Annotated in this window: 16 protein-coding genes; 3 read left to right on the top strand and 13 right to left on the bottom strand. The window is 32.4% G+C overall.

The features are described 5' to 3' along the window. Positions 1 to 329: 329 nt before the first annotated feature. From ABC374_RS11830 to ABC374_RS11850, 5 genes are all read right to left on the bottom strand, one after another. Positions 330 to 956: a metal-dependent hydrolase gene (locus ABC374_RS11830; RefSeq protein WP_413017911.1), complete on the bottom strand. Its 627-nt coding sequence runs from the start codon at positions 954 to 956 to the stop codon at positions 330 to 332. 241 nt (positions 957 to 1,197) lie between these two features. Beyond that, on the bottom strand, positions 1,198 to 2,163 hold the full coding sequence (locus ABC374_RS11835; RefSeq protein WP_350298855.1) for a nucleotidyltransferase family protein: 966 nt from the start codon (positions 2,161 to 2,163) through the stop codon (positions 1,198 to 1,200). Continuing rightward, positions 2,160 to 2,627: a signal peptidase I gene (locus ABC374_RS11840; protein ID WP_214768319.1), complete on the bottom strand. Its 468-nt coding sequence runs from the start codon at positions 2,625 to 2,627 to the stop codon at positions 2,160 to 2,162. Before ABC374_RS11840 ends, ABC374_RS11835 begins: the two co-directional genes overlap by 4 nt. After that, a complete protein-coding gene (locus tag ABC374_RS11845; RefSeq protein WP_413017914.1) occupies positions 2,617 to 2,883 on the bottom strand; it encodes a PqqD family protein in 267 nt (88 codons plus the stop codon). Before ABC374_RS11845 ends, ABC374_RS11840 begins: the two co-directional genes overlap by 11 nt. Next, positions 2,883 to 3,653, bottom strand: coding sequence for a hypothetical protein (locus ABC374_RS11850; protein WP_413017916.1), 771 nt, complete (start codon positions 3,651 to 3,653; stop codon positions 2,883 to 2,885). The genes ABC374_RS11845 and ABC374_RS11850 overlap by 1 nt, the downstream gene beginning before the upstream one ends. A gap of 441 nt (positions 3,654 to 4,094) precedes the next feature. Here ABC374_RS11850 and ABC374_RS11855 point away from each other — a divergent pair, with 441 nt between their 5' ends. The 3 genes from ABC374_RS11855 to ABC374_RS11865 all read left to right on the top strand — a co-directional run bounded on the left by ABC374_RS11855 (position 4,095) and on the right by ABC374_RS11865 (position 8,788). Then, complete coding sequence (locus ABC374_RS11855; RefSeq protein WP_413017918.1) at positions 4,095 to 6,269, top strand: Ig-like domain-containing protein; 2,175 nt, start codon at positions 4,095 to 4,097, stop codon at positions 6,267 to 6,269. A gap of 15 nt (positions 6,270 to 6,284) precedes the next feature. Beyond that, the gene (locus ABC374_RS11860) at positions 6,285 to 6,437 is read left to right on the top strand and encodes a hypothetical protein (RefSeq protein WP_214768322.1); all 153 of its coding nucleotides are present in this window, start codon (positions 6,285 to 6,287) and stop codon (positions 6,435 to 6,437) included. Positions 6,438 to 6,742: 305 nt separating this feature from the next. Further along, on the top strand, positions 6,743 to 8,788 hold the full coding sequence (locus ABC374_RS11865) for a right-handed parallel beta-helix repeat-containing protein (RefSeq protein ID WP_413017921.1): 2,046 nt from the start codon (positions 6,743 to 6,745) through the stop codon (positions 8,786 to 8,788). A 176-nt stretch (positions 8,789 to 8,964) separates the two neighbouring features. Here ABC374_RS11865 and ABC374_RS11870 read toward each other — a convergent pair whose 3' ends face one another. The 8 genes from ABC374_RS11870 to ABC374_RS11905 all read right to left on the bottom strand — a co-directional run bounded on the left by ABC374_RS11870 (position 8,965) and on the right by ABC374_RS11905 (position 18,090). Continuing rightward, positions 8,965 to 9,684, bottom strand: a complete 720-nt coding sequence (locus tag ABC374_RS11870) for a metallophosphoesterase family protein (RefSeq protein WP_350298859.1) — start codon at positions 9,682 to 9,684, stop codon at positions 8,965 to 8,967. A 56-nt stretch (positions 9,685 to 9,740) separates the two neighbouring features. Then, entirely contained in the window at positions 9,741 to 11,288 is a 1,548-nt protein-coding gene (locus ABC374_RS11875; protein ID WP_350298860.1) for a lipopolysaccharide biosynthesis protein, read from the bottom strand. 272 nt (positions 11,289 to 11,560) lie between these two features. After that, positions 11,561 to 12,748 (bottom strand): glycosyltransferase, encoded by a 1,188-nt coding sequence (locus ABC374_RS11880; RefSeq protein WP_413017923.1) that lies wholly within the window; start codon positions 12,746 to 12,748, stop codon positions 11,561 to 11,563. Positions 12,749 to 12,802: 54 nt separating this feature from the next. Beyond that, positions 12,803 to 13,987: a glycosyltransferase gene (locus ABC374_RS11885; protein WP_350298862.1), complete on the bottom strand. Its 1,185-nt coding sequence runs from the start codon at positions 13,985 to 13,987 to the stop codon at positions 12,803 to 12,805. A gap of 24 nt (positions 13,988 to 14,011) precedes the next feature. Beyond that, positions 14,012 to 15,202, bottom strand: a complete 1,191-nt coding sequence (locus ABC374_RS11890) for a glycosyltransferase (protein ID WP_413017925.1) — start codon at positions 15,200 to 15,202, stop codon at positions 14,012 to 14,014. 242 nt (positions 15,203 to 15,444) lie between these two features. Continuing rightward, a complete protein-coding gene (locus ABC374_RS11895) occupies positions 15,445 to 15,861 on the bottom strand; it encodes an FAD synthase family protein (protein WP_350298864.1) in 417 nt (138 codons plus the stop codon). Next, positions 15,821 to 17,035, bottom strand: a complete 1,215-nt coding sequence (locus ABC374_RS11900) for a CDP-glycerol glycerophosphotransferase family protein (RefSeq protein WP_350298865.1) — start codon at positions 17,033 to 17,035, stop codon at positions 15,821 to 15,823. Before ABC374_RS11900 ends, ABC374_RS11895 begins: the two co-directional genes overlap by 41 nt. Continuing rightward, entirely contained in the window at positions 17,035 to 18,090 is a 1,056-nt protein-coding gene (locus tag ABC374_RS11905) for a glycosyltransferase family 2 protein (RefSeq protein WP_413017928.1), read from the bottom strand. The genes ABC374_RS11900 and ABC374_RS11905 overlap by 1 nt, the downstream gene beginning before the upstream one ends. Positions 18,091 to 18,116: the final 26 nt, after the last annotated feature.

An 18,116-nucleotide genomic window follows, 5' to 3' on the forward strand; every position in this document is an offset into this window, starting at 1 on the left:
ATATAAAACATAAAAATAAGTCGAATGATGTGTCCATTTAGCTTAAAACTTACTTTTTCTCATAGAAAAAACAGTAGTTAGATAACCACTGTCCAGTTTATCGATAAAAGAAGATTCGAGAATTTTAATATCCTTCATGTTTTTTATTTGATTATACGAATGGATCCCGCTCTAAAATGAAGAAATTTGCGACGAAATCCAGCTAGCCGAGACCCCACGTCCGCTTGCTTTCATGGTCGGCGGGAGCGAATTTCTGGAATCAACTAACTGCAGGCAAACTGGCTCTACTCCAATTTGTCTGCAGCCTGAACAGCGATAAAAAAACACTGTTAAAATTCTTTTGAGAAAAATGGAAGAAATAATTTCACCCCACGTTTATTAAAAGGTAAACATTTCAAATCTGCAATTAAATGACTTATGTATCCTAATGAACAAGTTGCGAAAATTCCGTCAATCCCCATAAAGGCTTCGAATTGAAAGGCAATGAAACCAAAAAAAGCGATACCGGCAATCGAATGGGTATAACTTCTATGTGGTGTAAAGGATGCCAGGATAATATAGACGCCCAACAGCCACAACCAGCTTTCCTGCAAAGATAAACCGCCGCCTAAAACCGCTAATCCAGTCAAGGTCAGCATATGCCTTTGCCTAATGAATGAAGAAATAATGATGATTCCGATTCCTGCACCTACACCGATCCACTTTTCCGTATCAGAGCCTTCCAAAAGACTATAAATGATCATTAATATTCCAATCGTTTGTGCTATCGTTCGGATAAACTTATGTGAAAAGGTAATCCTATTACTTAACTTCCCATCAATATCCATATCGGGCATCAGCCCTGAAACTCCCCCGATGCCCACCAAGAATAAAGTGGTGGTTGGATCTGTTTGAAGTGTGTTTGCCGTCAAGAATCCAACTGTTGCCCCTATAGCCATGTGTGCTGTACCGTTCACTGTCTCTCTCCTGTCCCTCTAAGATGTAATCTGCTTCCAAGAAACGAATGTTTGTTCGAATCCCTGCATACTAACTATACAACATTTTGGGGAAAATTTCTCTAGTTCTTATAAATAAAGCCATAGAAATCAGTAATTAGACCATATAAAGAACGTTATCATTTTAGTTTCTTAGCTCGTTAATATAAAGTATACTTTCAACCTTTTTGGGTATTGGGAAATTAAATTCAGCCAGTAACATTTATTTTTGGAGATATAACCAATTACGAAGCTCAATTATGGAATGTTTAGGTGAATCAAAACTTAGAAATGAATAGTCAATGAAGTCCACATACTTATTGATTGCAGAATTCCTTTTGTTGAATAAAGTCGGAATATAGTAAGGAAACTCTTTAACTGAATGAAGAATAGGTAACTGCTCATATACAATCGATAACGTTCTGATGATTCTTTTTTTTGTTTTGTGACGCTTAGCATCCGCTAGTAATCTTTCAAAATCGATATCCAGGTTTATAAGAAGTTGAATGATATCTATAAAATACTTTAATGAATCCATGTTATGCCGCCACCCATGGAGACAAATCGTATAAAAAAGATGGTAATCGGAAAGTTGTTTAACATGAAGTGAGTCATTGATGAGATATCCTTCTTTCCAAAACTCGGTGATTTCCAAATTAGCCGTATCTTTCTTTAAAATATCCCAATGAAGTTCGATGGTTAGTGGTATTTTGGATTCAGGAAGGTATTTACTGAACGAAGTATGAAAATGATTAGGTATTTGTTTCTCCTTTTGTTTATACCCTAATTGTTTGACCGATTCAATTGCCTGATCCATGTCACTAGCTTTAATTAGTAAATCGATATCAGACGTGGGCCGAGCTCCAAGATGGCCGAACTGTTCCTCAGAAAAAAGCGTCCCTTTTAAAGGAATAACATCTAAGCCGTTATGTTCAAATTCACGCAAAACCAAATCTGTTTGACTTTTAATCAGGATATTTTGATAAAAGACACTTTGAAATTTTTCAATTATTACTTGCTGAAAGAACGCTGGAGTATCCATAAACCTCCCATTCCCTTTCATTAGGAACAATATTTGCGGATGAATTTTCGATTTTTCTATTTCATTTAGAAGCTGCCAATAATATTCTGAGTCAATTGGCAACTTTACTTGCGGTTCAAATAGTACCTGCAGTATCGTTGGATTCAATGGGAAAGTCTCCCCTTTACTCTTTGTTGTAAATTTAGGTGCTTTCGTAACATCCTCGATATAAACGGAAATGTAAGTATTAATCCACCCCATGCTTTTGCTAGAAAACCAGAAGCATGCAATTTGGAATTCCGTTTTTGGACATAAACAAGTTTACCAATCAATTGTTCCAATTGTACTGTATGATCAAAGCTTACATTAGTATCTCCTTTGAAAAGGTATCCGGGTTGCTGATCACTTTTCATTTCCTTATAATACCGGTGGGCAATCAATCGATTAGATGAAGTGTAAAACAAAATAATATCCCCTTTTTTTAAATGAAAAGGATTGCATTCATTAAAGTTACATATATCCCCTTCCTCTATAAAAGGATACATACTACATCCTTGCGCAGGTAAATTAAGTGAGCCCTCTTTTTTCAGTGTCATCTTAAATAATTCGACAATCTCTTTGTCAAATAACATGCTGAATTAATCCAAAGTGTAATAAATCCAATAAATACGACTCTATGTCATCTTTTGCTATTTCCTCTGCCGTTAAATATTGATCAGTTAATGTCTGAATCAAGGAGTCCACTGTTTGTGCTTGGTTTAAAAGCCCCCAGCAAAACCCACCGATTTCATTTAGCTTTGTCACTGTGAATTTTTCAGTATGTAAAATAATCCATTCATCACCAAGTTGCGTGGCTTCCACATGATTACTTTGAATATATTGGACCATTACGAAATCAACTCCCAAAAAGTATCGTTTTTCTGAAAAAAGAGGTTATATATAGGTACTTGGTTAACCAGTTCCGTTAACATCCCTAGTATCACTTTTTTATTTGCTGGATGATCTGACCAATAAAACACTTTATTTATCATTGTTATAAGCGAATCCGATTTAGTAAGTATTTCTCTTTGGTTTTGAAGAGACTGATGTAAGACTTGAATACTCCCTAATGGGAAAATTTCTTCTTCCCCAGCAGCTAGGATTTCACTTCGGAATGGCGAATTATATACTTCCATTTTTTCGGATGAAATTTTTAAAATGGTTGTTTCATCCGAGAGAAGGTTTCGCGGATAAGATAATTTTGCTGCCGTTGATTTTCCAGCACCAGAATGACCTGCAAAAATATGAGCTTTACCATTTTCTATTACGCAAGAAGAGTGAAGCAGCAGCCCCCATTCATGGTATACAATGAACGAACTGTATAAATTAATTAATGCATGCTTTAAAGCCAATTCATTATAAGCGGAAACATCTGCATATTGATATTCTGCATCTACTTCCACTAGGTAATCAGACCTTCGAAAATAAATTCTATCAGCCTGCCTATCTTCTTTCACATCATAGTTCACAAAAGGTGATCCAAAGTCCATCTGGATTGTTACGGTAAGGTCAGGCCGATAATTTGCGCCCTCCAATTCTCGGAACATCCCATTTATATATTCGGGGGCATTTTCAAATTGAATGAAATGATCCCCTATTTTAGTGTGAAATATTTTCATAATTAGATTCCTTTCTCCCCTTTTTTAGTGTTTAAACAGAATATCCAACATTAGGATAATACTCCTACACAGGCTATTATAATTCATTATATATTCTTTTTAAAGAACATTTTTAGCTACCTGAATTAAAAATATAAGAATATAAAGCACAGATATCTTATACATTACCTTATTATTTAATTGTTTTTACTGAATTAAATAATTTTCATAAACGCATATTGTTCTTTATGAAGAACGATGGTATTCTAAAAAAAGTCAGGTATTTAGTTCTAGTAAATATTATAAAAATGAGATGTAACGAATGAGTGAGGAAAACATACCACTACAAACATCCTGTTTTTTCTAGACTTATTCTTTATAAATAAAGGCTTCATGTGTGAAAAGGAGTGGATTTACAAGAAAATTCAGCTTATATAAACATTTAACACAGGGGGAAATTTCATGTCATTTGTAAGGAATATTAAAACGCTCACAATTTTAACGATTGCAATCCTTTTTTTATGTCTTGTGGGCAACTCGCAGGCATATGCGACAAATGGAGGTGGAAAAGGAAGTAAACCTGTTCATGTGACAGGGATTTCTCTAGCTCCAGAGACTATAAAAATGAAAATTAATGATAAAGATGTGGAACTTGTTGAAACGATCAAACCTTTTAATGCTTCAAATAAGCAAGTGACTTGGTCTTCATCAAACACTCGAGTCGCAACGGTTTCTAACGACGGTATAGTCCATCCGAAAGGTCCGGGTACAACAACCATTACAGTCACGACAAAAGATGGGAATTTTAAGGCGAGAACGAAAGTAATAGTATGTGAACCGGATATTGCCGTAAAAAGTGTTACGTTAAATCCGAAACTAGTAAATCTTACTGTTAATGATGAATCGCAATTAACAGCCAAAGTCATACCGGAGAATGCGACTGATCAAGAGCTTAGTTGGTTTTCTTTAAACCCACGAGTAGCTACCGTTTCAAACGGTAGGGTTCACGCCGTAAGGCCAGGAATCGCCATAATAAAGGTTTTCACTAACAATGGGCGGTTCGATTGGTCAATAGTTTCCGTTTGTGCTAGTAAACTAGTACCTGTTGAGAGTCTATCACTTAATCCGAAGAATATAGACATGACTGTTGGTGGAAAAGATGAGATCTTAACTGCGACCATCACTCCATCCAATGCAACAAACAAAAAATTAATATGGACTACATCCGACTCGAATGTGGCAACTGTTATAAATGGAATAGTCCATCCAGTAGGTCCAGGGTTGGCTACCATCACTGTTTCTACAGAAGATGGAAAAATACAGGAAACAGCTAAAGTGACCGTAACAGTCCCAGTGACTGGAGTAAACATTAGCCCGGATTCTTTGAATCTAACGGTTGACGGTGAGGATAAAGCTTTAAACGCCGAGGTTTCACCATCCAATGCAACCAACAAGAATGTCACTTGGTCAAGCTCAGATTCAAGTGTTGCCACCGTTGATAATGGTATCGTCCACCCTGTCGGACCAGGCCAAGCCACAATCACTGTTACCACGGAAGATGGCAGCTTCACAGCTTCAGCAACTGTTACTGTCAAAATACCTGTTACGGGTATTTCACTGAATCCTGCATCTCTGGAATTGATTGTTGGTGGAAAAAACGGAACCTTAACAGGAACGGTTTCACCATCCAATGCAACAAACAAGAGCGTCACTTGGTCCAGTTCAGATTCGGGTGTAGCAACAGTTGATAACGGTGTCGTTCATCCTGTAGGACCAGGCCAAGCCACAATCACTGTTACCACGGAGGATGGGAGCTTCACAGCTTCAGCAAATATTACTGTTACCGTACCAGTTACTGGAGTAACGGTTGACCCTGACACACTTGAACTTATTGTTGGCGGAAAAGATAAAAGTGTAACAGAAACGGTTACACCATCTAATGCAACAAACAAGAATGTCACTTGGTCCAGTTCAGATTCAAGTGTTGCCACCGTTGATAACGGTGTTGTCCATCCTGTTGGACCAGGTAAAGCCATCATCACAGTTTCAACAGAAGATGGCGGGTTCACGGATATTGCTACTGTCATTGTCACAGCCCCAATAGTAAGTGTATCTCTAGATCCTAAAAGCCTGAATTTCAAGCTTGGAGACGCAGATCAAAGTTTAACAGCAAAGCTTAATCCCTCCAATGCAACAAACCAAAATGTAAACTGGACTACATCAGATTCTAGTGTAGCTACAGTTGTAAACGGGGTTGTCCATGCGGTCGGTATAGGTCAAGCAACAATTACAGTCACAACCGAGGAAGGTGGCTTTTCAGACTCAGCTATCATAACAGTTGTCGATCCGGATACCATACCACCGATTACGAAAAATAAAATGACTCCTATTTTTAACGACAAAAATACCTATGTAATAGCCTTGACGGTTACCTACAATGCCTCAGATGATAAAACTGGAGTAAAAGAAACATTATATCGAATAAACGGAGGAACTTGGCAGGTCTATACAAAACCTTTTGATGTCACTGCCGATAAAACCCACACATTGGAATACTACAGCATTGACAATGCTGGCAATAAAGAAACAATCAATTTATATGATTTTGACAAAGGAACATGCCCATGTTCTAAATAATTGGGAGGAATAATTATGGAAAAGCAAATCAAAGCAAAAAAGAAATACGAAGCGCCTAAAGTATTGCATCATCAAATTGTTACCTTTGAAACAGCCATCTCTTCTGCAACGGGACATTGGGAATTTCAATATATAGATGGATGCTGGGTAAGGGTTTTTGTTCCTTGATGGTTATAATAAAGTAAAATAGCGCGTTAAGGTCTTTTCTAAAGATCTTAACGCGTTTTTTTGTGCAACTTTTTATATTATCTTGTTTACGTTCTGTAACTACACCTATCCCCCTCCTTTACGTTAGTGATACAAATTTGAAAATTGATGCATATAACTGTGCACTTTTGCCCTTACAACTTGTCCATAGATGAATATCATAATCATATAGATTCTTTAATCGATGCTATTTTGTGAGGATTTCTCGAATTACTAAGAAAATAAAGTGTGAGAAGTCTAATTCTTTTAAATGAAGGAGAATTTTTATGGAAAGTTCATATGTACTAGAATTGGACCGATGGAACGTGAAAAATAATAATACTGACCCTGTTAACACTTCTAAAGGTATAAATAGCGCATTAGACTGGGCAGCACAAGAAGGATATATAGAATTTGTATTACCAAAAGGCACCTATTTAATAGATGAAAACAATCCCATTCAGCCCAAAAGTTTTATGACATTTAATCTAGGCGGATCAGTTTTGAGGATTAGAGATAATAGCTTGATTGGATATGCAATAATCTCTCTTAAAAATAAGCAGCAATATGCCATAATAACAAACGGAAAAATTGAAGGTGACCGATACAATCATGATTATTCTAGTGGAGAAACCCATGAATTTGGAGTGGGCATTGAATTAAAACAAGGAGTTCGTTATATTACTCTAGATAACTTGGAAATTTATAATACTACCGGTGATGCAATTATTGCCATTACATCATACGGAGGTATTGTCGGTGGATACCCCTCAATTGGTGGAAATATAGAAAGTGGAGGAATAAATACTTCTAACGGCACATTAGTGAACGATACAAAGAGAGTACGCACAAGTATCAAGCTGCCCATCGTCAACCAGATATTAAACACAGGTTATTTTGGCTTATATGGAGATAGCTACGGTGGCATTGGTAATGAAATAACAACTGATATATATGACGTGGTTTTTTATAAAAGTAATGACACTTTTTTATCATCTGTGACAAATGTACATTTTTTTGATGAGGTAGAAGTCCCTTCTGGCGCAAGTTATGCTAAAGCAGTATTACATCAAAGTGCAGTGCCATCAAAAAACGGGAACACACTAGTTGTAAGAACCCCTGAGTTCCCCAAACATGTTTATATAGAAAAATGTAATTTACATCATTGTAGGAGGTTAGGAATTGCTATTTGTGGTGTTAAGCATTGTTATATCCGAGGCTGTGAGATTCACCATATTAGTGGGACAGCCCCAAGTGGAGCCATAGATATCGAAGATGGATATGACTTAAACCAATATATATATATAGACGGTAATAACATATATGAGAATTCCAATTATAACATTATCGCTGTTTCAGGGCGTCATGTAAGTATTACTAATAATAAAATAAAACTTGGATTATTCACTATAAACCCTGGTGTTAACAAAGCAATTGTGAGTAATAACTATTTTCATGAAGCGGGCCAACGACTATCTGGCGATACACTTTTCACTAACAATCATTTATATAATTGTAGGTTAACCCTATTAGAAGAAAAAGAGGCACTTATAGATAATTGTTTCTTTCATAATAGTCCCTTATCCTTTGATAAAAAGAAAGACTATGTTGCCCAAATCAATAATTGTAAATTTCTTTACGATGAAGATTTTTACTCAGCATCTGTGAATCCTGGTGCACCCTTAGTATTTAGTGCCAAACCTCAACATATATCTAATTGTGTATTTGAAGGTTGTGGCATTGAAGCATTTACAGCAGTACCAACTGGAACGTATGGATGGAGTTTAATCAATGTGACTTTTATAAATATTAAGCATCGAGAAAATAGAATAACTAGGCTCCCGGCTGGTACTTATATTGGGTGTAAGTTTGTTAATACCGGTCGTTTAGGCGAAGGACCTTCACCATTAAAACCAGTTTATCATTTTGAAGGTTGCTACTTTGAATGGGATGGTTATTCTCAATTCTATATGGGTCCCACTGCAAAAATAGACCATTTTAAAATCAATAACAGCTATTTTGCTGGGAAGTCTAATGCTTTTTATCTAAGTGGCGTTTGGAGGAACTTAGAGTTTCATAATAATATGTTTAATTATCCTGTGTCGTCTACTGGTCGAATGATAGAGCTAGTAAATACCCTAGCCGCTGAAACAGTTTTAATTACTAATAATAAATTTACATCTAACAATTCTCTGGTTGCTGTCTATGCTGAAAATTCTCCTTCTGTCCCTTTATTGTTTAAAGATAATGTTCTTCAAAATGTACAATTAAAGCTTAATTTTAATCATATTAAACTAAATAATTTTGTTAATGGAGTTTTAAATCCTAATTAACTTTGATAATTCCACTTAAACCAAATCCCATATTAATCCAAGAGGTTTTATTCGATGGGTTGTTCTCCAAGATGGAATTTCAGATAATAATTTGAAGTCGATAAATATAAAATAATCCATCTCTCTTGTGTTAGATGGATTATTTTTACATGAACGATTTTTTAATACTTTTATGATTAAATTTTCCCATTCAACACAATACTGCTCATTAATTTCTTATTAGGATAATCCAAAATTTCATACTGTTGAATAACTTCCTGAACATCATAATCAACTCTAATAATAGATGCTTCAAAACTATCTTTTTCAATATTAAGTAATGCATATGATGATTTTCTTAGTCCATCAAATGGTAAACCAACACTACCAATATTTATAATGCACTTACCTTCTATATATCTGATGTATGGTTTATGAATATGAGCATAAATGAATATATCGGCTGAATTATTTTTTATTAATTTTTCATTTATAGTTTCATCACTTTCTGAGGGCAAAACTACTTCGAATAAATCATCTGGAGTTGCATGAAACGCATGAATTTTAATATTTTCATATTCTAAGTTTAGTTTTAAAGGTAGATTTTTTAAGTACTCTTTATCTTCAGATGTGAGTTTAGAGTTTGTCCAATTTACTTCTGTGTTCATAATTTCCAACACCTGTTGAGGTACCTCTCCTTCATTTATACCCCGAACTACCCATTCATCTGCATTCCCTTTAATTACAGATGTCTTTAAAGAACGCACTAGGTCAAGTGATCGCTTTGGTTCAGGTCCGCGAAAACAAAGATCACCAAGAACAATAATTTTATCCACATTTTGTTTGTTAATATTATTCAATACTGTCTCTAATGCTATGGCATTCCCATGTATATCAGATATAAATGCAAGTCTCAAAATAAAAACTCCTTTGCTAAGTTAGGCTTGAGTATGATTTTAAACCGTGTTTCCCGCTAAATTATTTTAGTTTGTCCTTTTGAATGAATTTTACTTTTTATTATGTCTGTAAGCAACATGAATATATATTGAAACTCTTTGTTTCTGTAAAACAGTAAAAAATAAATTATATTTGGAACTATTAAACAAATTATCCCTTTAAATATTAGAGGCAATATACCCATGCCTTCTATTAATATATTACAAATAAAAGTTGTTATACTACATGCCACTACTGTTAAGATTACATAATATAAATAAATAAGGAAATATGAGTTAACGGGTTTCTTGAAAAGGTATTTATATACGATTATGGGCTGAGTCCAAAAAATAGTTAAAATAGTACTTATTGTGGTTCCCATAAATATCCCTGCTAAACCAAAATAGTTACTTAAGATTATAGAAGCTAATAAATTTATACCACCTTCTAATAATGGGATATACTTATCTTGAACAAATAAACCTGCCTTAATTTTAAAAGTAGAAATAGTTGTTCGCATTCCTGCTAAATAAAAATTGATTAATATTAGAATAAATGCATTATTATTAAATAAATATTGACTCCCAAGCCACCAAGAAATAAACGGTTCTAATAAATTATATAAAAAAATAACACATAATGAATAAATCCAAAAATTAACCAAATATGAAACTTTAAATATAGAGTAATTTTTCTCGTTACTTTCTGTTGCTATTAAATTACCCACGCTGGCTCCAATTCCACCTAAGATTGGGTTTACTAAAGCTGCTAGTTGTTGTGTTATCATTAAGTAGTTAGAATAAATTCCAACCATCGTGATACTAACCAATGAAGAAATTAGTATATTATCAGTACCAAATACTAAAAAACCACCGATGTTATGTAAAAACATAGCTTTTACATTCGTGATTAAATTCCCTTTCGTCTCAATGTCAATAGGATACTTCTTTTTTGTTAGAATATATGAGTATCTTTTATTCACAATGTTTCCATTCACAATATTTTGAATTATAAATAATAATAATTCTAGAGACAAATAAAGTATATAGTTATTGGTTAAAACTAAGATTATTATTTTGACAATTGTCGTCAATATCTGAAAAACTAGGTTAGTTTTTGCGATTACATAGCCTCTTTGATCTGCATTTATCAAGGCTAATTTGTATGCGTTCAAAAAGGAAACTATATTTTTAGCTATAAAAATATAGTATATTATCGTGAAGTTAGTTATAGATTCCCCACCTTTAACAAGGTTATCCATAAGTGGATATAAGCAAAGACCCAATATTAGAACGATTATAGCTAATACTCTATAAACTTTTTTATATAATTGAATGAGTGAAATAATTTTTTTCTGATCATTTTCTGAAAGAGGTTTATATAAATAATAAACAATGCTAATACCTATACCACTTTCAATTAGCGCAATAACAGATAAAACATTGGTTAATAATCCATCAATTCCTAAATAATCTATTCCTAAGCTATCTAGAAAAACTTTCCTTGAGATAAATCCTAGTAAAATGATTATTATTTGAGAAAGAATGCCTATTGATATATTTTTCATTGAAAGAATGGTTCTCATTTTATTTCCTCATTTAATTCAAGATTTATGATAGCCGTTCAAAAGTTTATTTTAAAAAAATTTTATTCTGGTCCATGTTAATAGTAGCTTTTCTATATCAGTTTATTTTTTCAGTTTTCTGAAAAAATATTTTATTAGTGATAACACATTTATTTTTTATTCACAAATTAAAAAGCAGCTTGTTCTAACTAGAATTTACTCATTGCTGGGAGTAAGATTCAATAATTAAGAGGTACTATAATACTGTTCATGTATCAATTTATAATTCCTCTTTACTTTATATATGCAATTAGCTTTTCAATTTCACGTCTCGTATCGAAATGCTGATTTGATAAATTTTTACTTAACTCGTTCCTTTTATCCTTATGATCTATTAAGTATTTTATTTTTTCGAATAAATCTTCTTCATTACAATTAGCTATTACCCCAGTCTTTCCATCGACAATTTGTTCAATAGCTCCCACAAAATTTGTTGCTACTATTGGTTTATTTAATATTTTTGCTTCTGTTAAAGCTAGACAGTACCCATCATGTAGAGAAGGCTGTACATAAATATCTGCCTTTGATATCTGAGGATAAGGATTAGTTGTTGAACCACAAAGAATGAAATCATGTTTTACTTTGTATTCAGTAATTAATGTTTCGAGTTCTTTTCTATAATTTCCTTCCCCAATGCAATACCACCTCACATCATATCCATTTTTTCTTAATCGTGATAAAACAGATATAGCAATATCTTGGCCTTTTTCTTTTGAAAGTCTCCCAACAGTGACAATCTTTATACCAGAAAAAGACCGATCTAAATACTCTTCCTTTTCCGACATTTCTTTAATTACTTTACTTGAGATAATATTCAAAAATGTACTTGTTTTTGATTTGTAATATGGGAATTTTTTAGTTAATTCATTCCTAGCCTCTTTTGATACGACATAAATTTTACTGAACTTTTTATAAATTTTTTTGTAGAACCTATCATTAATTTGATGATTGGAAATATCAAAGTGAACCCATGATATTTTCTTTTTTGCTTTCACTTTATTTATAATGTAATAATCATTAATATCTGTTGGTCCTTGATAAGAGATAGCTACATCATAGTAATCATTATGATTGGGAACATTTCGAAAAATATTTTTGTAGTAGAAATACCTTTGATTGAACTTTTTGTCCAGATAATAGCTAAATAAAAAAATCAAAAGTTCAAAAAAATTTTTATTATGAATGTAAGTTTTTACTGTCATTTGAGGAGGTTGCGTAATTATTGGCTTGATATATTTATACCAATTAACCTCCTCTACTTTTACCCAATCTGGTAGATAATTTAAAAACTCACCTTTTTTCTCTAAAAGTAAGATCGTTACTTCATAATTTTCTTTTGGAAAAACTGACAGAAAAGATAGTAGGGATTTTTCTACTCCACCTATATTCATACTACTCAACATAATTAAGATTTTTTTCATTTTTTCACCGATATTCTGAAATATTTCAAAAATTCTTTAATGAATTATTTGATATTATATATTCACTATTTTCTTTATCTCATTTTTCGTATCTATTGTTTCTGCAGACAAATTCTCTATGAGTTTTTTGCATCTATTTGTTTCATTTATCAACGTTACAATTGCTTGATATATTTCATCTTCATCACAGTTAACGATTACACCAGTTACGCCATTTTTTATTTGTTCCTTTGCTCCGGTAAAACTTGTAGTTATGATAGGCTTATTTAAGCATCTTGCTTCAGCAAGGGTAATACAATAACCTTCATGTCTAGACGGTTGAACGTAGATATCACAATTTTTTATATATGGGTAAGGATTTGGATCAGATCCTAATAAAATAAAATGTTCTGAAACGTTATTCTTCTGTATTAGTTTTTCAAAATTCAATCTTGAATTACCTTCTCCAACACAATACCACCTCGCTTTATATCCATTTTGAATTAACCTAGTTAAAGCTTGTATTGCTATATCTTGACCTTTTTCGAATGAAAGTCTACCAACTGTTAAAATTCTTACCCCTTCAAATTCGTCAGTGAATCCTCTTCCTTTTTCAGCTTGAAATTTAATTAACTCTTGTGAAAGTAAATTTGAAAAAACTTCTGTCTTTTCTTTTATAGAAGGAAGGATGCTAACTAAATGTTTTCTGCCCTCTTTAGATACGACGAAAATTTTATCGAATTTTTTATAAACCTTAGACGCAAAAAATTTATTAAAACCTATCTGACTAACATCAAAATGAATCCATTGGATTTTTTTTTGGGCATTTATTTTATTAATAACAAAATAGCTTATGAAATCCATTGGACCTGCATAAGCTACCGCTATATCGTATTCATCTTCTACAACTGGAAATCCTCTTAAAATATATTTATAATATAAACTTCTTTCCTTCGAAACCTTTGATATTAAGTAAAAAAACATTAAAACAAAAGATTTAATGAGATGCCCCTCTTTAAAAAGATCTAAAGCATACTTATGTAATGGGGTATTCAGTGAATTTTTAATGTGTTTATATTCTGGCACGATTTCAACTCGAACTCCATCAGGAAGATAATTTAAAAAGCCCCCGTATTTTTCTAACATTAAGATAGTAATATCATATTTATTTTTCTTAAGTTCTGAAATCATATTTAGCAAAGCCTTTTCAGTTCCCCCAATATTCAAATTTATTAACATAAATAATATTTTTTTATTCATGGATTGACTCCTTCGAATATGATGTTATCCTATTAAATTGTATATCTTTTCCATTTCCTCTACATTTCCTTTTTTTTCTGTTCTAAGATAGTTAATGATTTTTTCTTTTAACTTTTCTTCTTTAATCAAAGTACGTATACCTTCACTAACCGCATTAGAGTCCATATCAACAACTAAACCATTTTTTTTATCTATCATTTGATTGTAAACAGCATCAAATCGCGTTGTGACTACTGGTGTATTTAGCATTCTTGCTTCAGCAATTGCTAAGCCAAAACCTTCGAATCGAGATGTTTGTACATATATATCTGCATCTTTAATGAAGGGATATGGGTTCGCTTCAACCCCTAATAATCTGAAATGATCATTTAACCCCTCCTTTGCAATCTGTTCTTCCATTTCATCTCTTAATGGTCCTTTCCCTAAAACATACCACCTAAAATTCACTCCACTTTCTTTTAGTGTTTTACAAGCTGCTAATGCAATATCATATCCCTTTTGTTTAGCAAGTCTTCCGATAGTAAGTATTCTTATTCCCTTAAAACCATCCTCGTAACTTTTTCCCATTTCAGCCATTTCCATAATTAAATTCGCATTATTAATATCATAAATTACTTCAGTATTTAATTTGTATTGATTAAATGTTTCAATAAAAACCTCTTTTGCCGTTTCAGAAACCGCGATTATTTTATCAAATTGATCATAATATTTCTGTTGAAAGTTCTTCTCTACTTCATCTAATCGGTAAATTGCATTTACCCATGCAAATTTTTTCTTTGCTTTTATTTTTTCAGCAACATAAAAAGTGGGTACACCTTGTGCGTAACTTATAGCAAAATCATACACTTTAGTATTATGTTCAATGACATCACTAACGGATTGCCAAAAAATCCTAGCCTTTTGAGGATTGTTAAAATGTTTACGACGGATTTTATATGAATATTTCAATCTGGAAGATATCATCTTGAAATTCAATTTTCCTAATGAGTATTTGAATGCTGATGATAAACTAAGGTTTGAAAATTTTGTATAAGTTAGAGGTTCTAATATATTTACTTCTCTAGGTACTGATTTTATTAAAATTCCATCATGCGCAAATAACATTAAGTCTACCGAATACTCTGAGTAATCTAATAGTGAAAATAAAGAAACTAAGCTTTTTTCTGCACCAGCACAATCCAAAGAATCAATTACAAATAGAAGGTTTTTTTTCATTTTTCTCACTTCTCTTTTAATAATTTTAATAAAATATATATAAATATAGAATTATATATATTTTACTTTTGTTATACTTTGCCTAATTTTATTTTTAATCTAACTGATTCTTTTTTGAAAATATCTATCTTTAGATCCATCGTTTACAAAAATACTTCGCCTTAGTTAAAGACTATGAAATTATACTATTTTAAATATTCACTTAAATAATTATCATAGTTATAAATAGGTAAAGTTAGTTCCTATAGTTTAATTTTCTCTTTGACAATTGATGTGGAGACTCCCTTCGTATAAGGGAAATAGATGATGTCTACACCCACCTGTTTAAATTTCATTTCCAATTCATTGAATAGAGGGTCACCTTTCCAATCATCCCCTACAAACATCCGATTGAATTGAAGGCTTTCCCATGCAGTAAACTTATCCCGATTCGTTTGAGAAACTACTTTATCTACATATTTTATACCTGCTATGATTTCCATTCTTTCATTATGAGGGATTACAGGCTGTTGACTTTTATATTCCATCACAAGTTCATCTGTACTTACGCCAACAATAAGGTATTCACAGTTTTCTTTTGCTTTTTTCAAAATATTAAGGTGCCCAACATGAAATAAATCAAACACTCCTGTTGTATAACCTATTTTGTATTGATTCATCAATTTTCCCTCCTGGTTTATTAAAGCAAATTTTTTCTATATGATTTAATAAACTTTCACTTGCTTTACCATCTTCATATGTTTTAATTCGTTCAAGAAAGCCGCTCAATTCGTTTTCATACATTTCAGTATTAAATTGTAAAATTTCCATATTTAAATCTGCATTATTGGCTGAACTAATATACGGTAAATCTGAAATGTCATAGTACAGTTTTCGATCCGTGTTTGTATATTCCAATAAATCTGGCACATATAAAAAACATGGCCGTTTCGTGATTGAAAAGTCAAAAATCATGGATGAATAGTCCGAAATTAGAATATCTGATATAGATAATAGTTCTTGAATATCGTCATATGCTGTTACATCCATAACATTTTCACCCTTTATTAATTTATGCGCTTCAGAGAGTAAATGAGGATGTAGTCTAACTAAAAAAACCCAATTACCACTGAACTTTTCTTTCAAAGTTTTTAGGGTACTTGAGTAGTCAAGGTTATAAATTTCAGTGCTGTTGCCTTTTCTGAAAGTAGGAGCATATAAAATTACTTTAGTTCCTTCTGGAATGCCTAGTTTAGTCAATATTCCTTGTTTTTGTTTAGGATCGGAATGAAAAAGGAAATCATTTCTTGGTATACCCTTTTTGAAAATTTCTCCATTATACCAAAATGCTCTTTTGAGAATTTCCGTACTATCGTGACACCCGGATAATAGTAAATCACATTTTAAAGAATCCTTTTTAGCCATTTGAATATACTGTTCTGGTAAATTTTCTTCAGCGTCTTTTTCAATTTGTTTTAACCTTAAGGAACTGTGCCAAGTTTGAATGTAGTATTGATTTTTCCTTTTTATGAAGAATTCATTAGTTCTATAATTAGTTATGATTATCTTAGAAGTACATAATTCATAAAAATACTTAAAAGTCATGGTTTTAACTTTTCTGATGTTTGTTATTTCTGTTTTAGATTCTAAGTCATTAAAAGCCCAGACTAGATCGAAATAGTCTTGAGGGTAATGTTTTAGTATATATTCAGTAATATATTTAGGGTTACACCCATATTGGCTGCCATAATAACTATAAAGAAATATCTTATTTTTTTTAACAGGAAGCAGATTTAATAAATGAATAAGAAGAAAAGTGATTCTTTTTTTTAGAACTAGCCATAGTGTACCCATTATTCAGGAATCCCCTTTATGTTGTTTGATAAATTTATACGTTCTAGTTTAGGAGACTTTGCATGAAACCCTGCCAATCTAAAAAATTTGTTTACAGCCAAATATAAAGTATGCAGATAAGGGTGTATGTTAAAGAGATGTAATTGAGTTTGTAATTGGCGATTATACGAAACAGCTTCATTAATTTCACGATAATGAGTCTTTAAATAGTTTTGAAGATCTTTCCTTAACAATCCGCCTTTGTCTTTTGATCGGTTAGCTAAAAGGAGATTATAATGAATGAGAATATTCTTTAGAAGAGATTGGTACGAATCATTGGCCAAGTTTTCATAAAATTCTTCTATAAAACTATGTCTTTCTTTTAACCCTTGTATAATATCCAAGTTCCTTGTGGTATAAGAGGCAACGATGCTGTCATCTCTTTGAAAATAGTAACACAAGGGTTTATGAACAATTACATAAGAATTGACTCGCTGCATAACATGATGAGCCCAAAATACATCCTCGAATAAAACGCCCTTTTTGAAAGGTATATCCTTTATAATGCTGGTCCTATAGAGCTTCCCCCATGCAAAATTCTTCACTCTTTCATTAATGACTAACTCAGCCATTAATGATTGATTGTCTAATATTAATGGGGGGGCATCTTTGGTAAAATATCTATTATCAAAAATTAAATGATCTTCATGGGCATAATAAAAAGCAGATTGAACTATATCTGCTTTAAATGTTAAACTCGTACGGACAAGTTCTTCAATCATATTAAGCTCCAACCAATCATCACTATCTACAAAAATAGTTAATTCACCTGTAGCTATTCTCATCCCGTAGTTTCTAGCATCGGATAGTCCTCCATTTTTTTTATGAATTACTTGAATTCGGGAGTCCTTTTTTTCATAATCATCTGCGATTTTTCCACAGTTATCGGGTGAACCATCATCAACTAATATTATATCAAGATTAGTGAAGCTTTGATTGACGATACTATCAATACACCTTGTTAAGTATTTTTCCACGTTGAAAATAGGTACAATAACACTCACTTTCGGTAACATTATCATTGTAACCACCTAACTTTTAT

The organism is Peribacillus phoenicis, assembly GCF_047238085.1.
Classification (GTDB): domain Bacteria; phylum Bacillota; class Bacilli; order Bacillales; family DSM-1321; genus Peribacillus.

What these genes read in the sequence shown, in the direction of transcription:
- ABC374_RS11895 (WP_350298864.1), bottom strand. Translation starts at nt 15,861, where the DNA reads ATGAATCAATACAAAATAGGTTATACAACAGGAGTGTTTGATTTATTT.
- ABC374_RS11890 (WP_413017925.1), bottom strand. Translation starts at nt 15,202, where the DNA reads ATGAAAAAAAACCTTCTATTTGTAATTGATTCTTTGGATTGTGCTGGT.
- ABC374_RS11845 (WP_413017914.1), bottom strand. Translation starts at nt 2,883, where the DNA reads ATGGTCCAATATATTCAAAGTAATCATGTGGAAGCCACGCAACTTGGT.
- ABC374_RS11880 (WP_413017923.1), bottom strand. Translation starts at nt 12,748, where the DNA reads ATGAAAAAAATCTTAATTATGTTGAGTAGTATGAATATAGGTGGAGTA.
- ABC374_RS11860 (WP_214768322.1), top strand. Translation starts at nt 6,285, where the DNA reads ATGGAAAAGCAAATCAAAGCAAAAAAGAAATACGAAGCGCCTAAAGTA.
- ABC374_RS11865 (WP_413017921.1), top strand. Translation starts at nt 6,743, where the DNA reads ATGGAAAGTTCATATGTACTAGAATTGGACCGATGGAACGTGAAAAAT.
- ABC374_RS11850 (WP_413017916.1), bottom strand. Translation starts at nt 3,653, where the DNA reads ATGAAAATATTTCACACTAAAATAGGGGATCATTTCATTCAATTTGAA.
- ABC374_RS11840 (WP_214768319.1), bottom strand. Translation starts at nt 2,627, where the DNA reads ATGTTATTTGACAAAGAGATTGTCGAATTATTTAAGATGACACTGAAA.
- ABC374_RS11900 (WP_350298865.1), bottom strand. Translation starts at nt 17,035, where the DNA reads ATGGGTACACTATGGCTAGTTCTAAAAAAAAGAATCACTTTTCTTCTT.
- ABC374_RS11885 (WP_350298862.1), bottom strand. Translation starts at nt 13,987, where the DNA reads ATGAATAAAAAAATATTATTTATGTTAATAAATTTGAATATTGGGGGA.
- ABC374_RS11875 (WP_350298860.1), bottom strand. Translation starts at nt 11,288, where the DNA reads ATGAGAACCATTCTTTCAATGAAAAATATATCAATAGGCATTCTTTCT.
- ABC374_RS11905 (WP_413017928.1), bottom strand. Translation starts at nt 18,090, where the DNA reads ATGTTACCGAAAGTGAGTGTTATTGTACCTATTTTCAACGTGGAAAAA.
- ABC374_RS11855 (WP_413017918.1), top strand. Translation starts at nt 4,095, where the DNA reads ATGTCATTTGTAAGGAATATTAAAACGCTCACAATTTTAACGATTGCA.